Origin of the sequence: Mesorhizobium sp. (genome assembly GCF_005063415.1) — a bacterium.
In the GTDB taxonomy this organism is placed as follows: Bacteria; Pseudomonadota; Alphaproteobacteria; order Rhizobiales; family Rhizobiaceae; genus Mesorhizobium.
This window is the reverse complement of the sequence record NZ_SUEG01000295.1, coordinates 336-2332: the sequence shown is the minus strand read 5'-3', so window position 1 is coordinate 2332 and position 1997 is coordinate 336. Positions and strand designations below refer to the sequence as shown.

Sequence of the window (1997 nt, the reverse complement as noted above, 5' to 3'; positions counted from 1 at the left end):
AGTCCCGTGCATTGAGATATCCCAATTGGATAAGCGAAACAGCTCGCCTTTGGCGATTTCGTCAGATGGCCGGATGGCCGCATCGAGAGCGGATTCCACAAGCCCGTTCAATGGGGAAGCGGCTTTGAGCTTTCACCAAAGTCGATGCCTTGGCGACCGACCCACGGTGCGGCGTAGATGCCAATAAGGATACCGATCCCGAGCAGGAGGCTTCGACCGCTCACGAATCAATAGCCGTTGTCTCGTAGGAACTGGTCGATGGCAGCCTTTATGATCACCGTCATCTTGATGTCGTTGTCGAAGGCGGCCTTTTGCAGTCGCATCTTCGTCTCGTAGTCCAGCGGGCAATTGACGTAGTGCTTGGCTTCCCGCGCGTGCGCCCGCTGCAGGTCGCGCAGGCGATAGCGACCCTCCTCTTGAGCCAGAGCACGTTCGATCGCCTTGCTCTTGCGCTCTTCACTGCTCGGGTTCGGCAGACTGCGCCGCGGCCGTTCTCTTGTCGCATCCGCTTCTGAAACCGGCGGCGCTGCTGGTTCCCTCGCAGCCGTTCGCGCTTCTGCTTCTTCTGACACAGAGGGCGGCTTCCTTGTGGCTTTGGATGTGGCCGGCTTCGGCCGTCGCGGTGCGATCGGAAAATCAGAGACGGACAGTTTGCCTGGTTTAGACATTTCCCACCTTTTCCCGGTTTGCCGCGACATGGCGATCGAGCTCGGCCACAAACGCCGCGACCTCCGCGCGACCCTTCATGACCGGGTCGGTCAGCTCGAGCATCTGCAAGGTGCCGAGGCCGTTACGGATTTCGCGGTAGCAATTTCTTTCCGCGAGCTCGGTTTCCATCAACCTCGATTCATAGCCATTGTGGCGAAGATTGGCGATGAACGGACGGATTAGTCTGTAGGCTTCGAGAAAGCGGGCCGGAAGTGAGATGCGCGTCACGACGTTGAGGTGGGGAATTGTGCACCCCTCCCTGTCGCCAATATCCGCCGTGATGGTGGCCGCTTCGCCGGCAGCCTTGATTTCATCCTGGTTCGGCTGAATTGGCGTCAGCACCAGGTCGGAGTTGCGGATGATGGTGTCGCGGATAACGCTGTCGACACCCGGTGAGTCCATCAGGATGACGTCGTAGACGCCGTCTTGTTCGGCAAGCACGGTTTCAAAGCTTCGCTGGGTTGCCGCGCCGTGCAGCTCAATGTTGGCCGGAAGGTTATCCTTGGCCTCACATCGCTTCCACCATTCGGCGAGGTTCTGGCGCGGATCGGCGTCGATCAGAAGAACCTTCTTTCCCTGGATAGCGTACTCGCCGGCAACGAGGATAATGACCGTCGTCTTCCCAGCGCCGCCTTTTCCGCTGATCGCGCAGATCCTTTGAGACATGTCTGATCCCTCTTTGCCGTCCCCAAAAGCCAAACGCAGCCAGGCCGTCGCCACGCCGTTTTTACACCATGCGATCCCGCCTCACTATCGTAGCGTGTGATACTTCAATCACATCTTACTTTCACATCGTAATGTCATGGCATGTAAACACATCGTGTGGACATGTCGTGAAGATCAACCGCGCGCTGCCGTTTGAGCCATCCTGGAAGTCTCCACAATCGCCCAACTCCCGTCGTTGACCGGATGAAGTCGGCTGGCCTTTCGCTCCTTTTGTGGTGAACCCCGGAGCCGCGCGAAGGCTCGTCGGTGACGCTCGCACGTAGTCCGCCAGGGCGAAGAGCGGAGCGTCCCTTGCGGGCGAGTACGAGGGGCACACAAAGGCCGACAAAGCGGTCCTGGAGTGAACACTGGAGAGCGTCTTAGCGTTCAGATGGGCAGGGACGGAGGCCCTGCCCATCTTTTCGATGTGGACGAGCGAAGTGTGGCCGCTCGCAAAGTTGGTTTATTGAGTAGGAGGTTCACGTCTATTGATGGTGGCAGGATACGGAAAAATGTGCGACATTTTTCCCGACGATCGAGGGACAAGCCCTCGATGCCTGCCGCAAGCGCCAGTGAGAGGGGCC

2 protein-coding genes are annotated in these 1997 nt (G+C 58.6%); both read right to left on the bottom strand.

Features of this window, described 5'->3' with window-relative positions:
* Nucleotides 1-227: 227 nt before the first annotated feature.
* Nucleotides 228-668: a hypothetical protein gene (locus tag E5W70_RS31945; RefSeq protein WP_292665292.1), complete on the bottom strand. Its 441-nt coding sequence runs from the start codon at nucleotides 666-668 to the stop codon at nucleotides 228-230.
* Nucleotides 661-1374 (bottom strand): ParA family protein, encoded by a 714-nt coding sequence (locus E5W70_RS31940; RefSeq protein ID WP_292665294.1) that lies wholly within the window; start codon nucleotides 1372-1374, stop codon nucleotides 661-663. Before E5W70_RS31940 ends, E5W70_RS31945 begins: the two co-directional genes overlap by 8 nt.
* Between the last annotated feature and the right edge of the window lie 623 nt (nucleotides 1375-1997).